Annotated in this window: 1 protein-coding gene and 1 pseudogene; one reads left to right on the plus strand and one right to left on the minus strand. The window is 71.5% G+C overall.

Annotated elements, in window-relative coordinates; genetic code table 11:
- A pseudogene (locus tag R6V09_RS51965) lies at positions 1-693 on the minus strand (alpha-hydroxy-acid oxidizing protein); the annotation flags it as partial.
- A gap of 166 nt (positions 694-859) precedes the next feature.
- On the opposite strand from R6V09_RS51965, the gene R6V09_RS51970 reads away from it, so the two are divergent.
- A partial coding sequence (locus R6V09_RS51970) for an ATP-binding protein (protein ID WP_317888375.1) occupies positions 860-1947 on the plus strand: 1088 nt, incomplete at its 3' end.

The raw sequence follows: 1947 nt of genomic DNA on the forward strand, positions 1-1947 counted from the left end.
GGGCGGTCGGCACCAGCCCGTCGAGCTGACGGCCACCGTGGTTCGAGACGATCAGTCCGGCCGCACCGGCGCCCACGAAAGCGCGGGCGTCGTCGCCGCGCAGGACGCCCTTGACGACGACCGGCAGCCCGGTCGGGTTGCCCAGCCGGCCGATGACGTCCGGTGCCAGATCGGGGGCGTGCTCGGCGGCCTCCCGGTCGGGGATGCCGGTGACGTTGCCGTAGAGGCCCTCCGGCCCCACGAAGTCGGCGACGTGCGCGCCGGGTCTGCCGTGCGAGCCGATGACGGACATGTCGGCGGTCAGCACCACCGCCCCGGCCCCGGCCGCCACGGCCCGCCGGAGTGTCTCCTCGGTGAGAAACCGGTCACCAACCGCGCACTGCGCTGCAAGGCGCTCGGTGCGATGAGGACGGACGTGTCGACTTCCGTGCCCAGTACGGTCGTCGAGGTGTCGCAGCGGGACACGTCCCGCAGGATGTGCGGTCGCAACCGGAACCCGTCCCAGGCCGGGGCGGCTTCGGCGGCGCTGAGACCCTGCCCGGCGCCCCTGCGGAAGTAGGCGTGGATCTCCGGCGGGAGGAGACCGGCGGCCTGTCCCTCGATGCCGTCAGGCCAGCGCTCGACGCCCGTCACACCGCTCCCCCTTCGTGCTCGACGCACCGACCCTAACGGTTCAACTCTCTTTCCCCACACGCCATTTCAGACACTTGACGCAGAAGTGAACAGAGGCCTGTCAGTTTCGAAGGGAACTCCTGTTACACCGTGCGAGAGCGGTCGATGACGGTGTGTACTGTGCTCCGGGCACCCCGGCTCAGGGGGTCGAACTCAGCCCTGCCCGACGTCGCTTGGACTCGATTCGATGACCGAATTACCGGACCTGGTGACCGGTGCGCTCGCCGCCGGCACACTGTCCGCGCTGGCGCTCGGCGCCGGTCTGCTGCAGTCGCGGCGTCAACGTGCCGTGCAGCGCGCGGAGATCGCGGACCTGCGGGACCGACTGGCCGGTGTTCAGGCGGCGTTGGCGGCCGAGGTCGAGCATCTCGCCGTCCAGCGGGTTCCGGCCGTGGCCCGACAGTCGACGCATCCGGGGGTGGCCGTGCCGGGACCGGCGCAGCCGCAGTTCATCGGTTCGCCCCTCGGGATCGCCCTCGAAAACGTGCTGACCACCCTGCGTTCGGAACTCACCGCGCAGCGCACCCGTATCGACGCCGCCGCGCAGGCCGGTATGCGCGGGGCCACCAGGGAGATCCAGGCCGCGCTGTACCGCCTGCAGGACGCCTTACGCTCGCTCCAACAGCGGTACGACGACCCCGAGTTGACGCAGACCCTGTTCATGCTGGACCACGAGAACGAGCAGTCGCTGCGCCGGGCCCAGGTCACCGCCGTCGTGTGCGGGGCCTGGGTCGGGCTGGCCCGTGAGGACTCGCACCTCGTGGAGGCGGTGACCGGTGGGCAGGCCCGGCTCGCCGGATACCACCGGGTGCGGGTGCACAACCATCTCGAAGCCGGTACCGCGCTGGTCTCGCACGCCGTCGAACCGGTCGCGATCATCGTCGCCGAGCTCCTCGACAACGCGCTGCGGCACTCCGCCCCGGACACCGAGGTCGTGGTCAACCTGGAACACGTCCATCACGGCGTCTGCGTCACCGTGGACGACGCGGGCCTGGGCATGACCCCGGACGAACGCGAGCACGCCCGGCGGACGGTGGCCGGTACCGACCCGGTCCTGCTCACCGACCTGGGTGATCCGCCGCGCATGGGGTTCGCCGCGATCGGCCGCCTCACCCGGCAGTTCGACCTCGGCGTAGATGTGTCCTCGCCCTCCCCGTACGGCGGTGTCCGCGCGGTCCTGCGGATCGACAGCCACCTCCTCAGCCGGATCGACCCCGAGCGGCAACCGCCCGCTGCGGGCGCCCCGCGCTCCACCCGGCGTGCCCCCGCTCCGAC

Source organism: Streptomyces sp. W16 (genome assembly GCF_033194735.1).
Classification (GTDB): domain Bacteria; phylum Actinomycetota; class Actinomycetes; order Streptomycetales; family Streptomycetaceae; genus Streptomyces.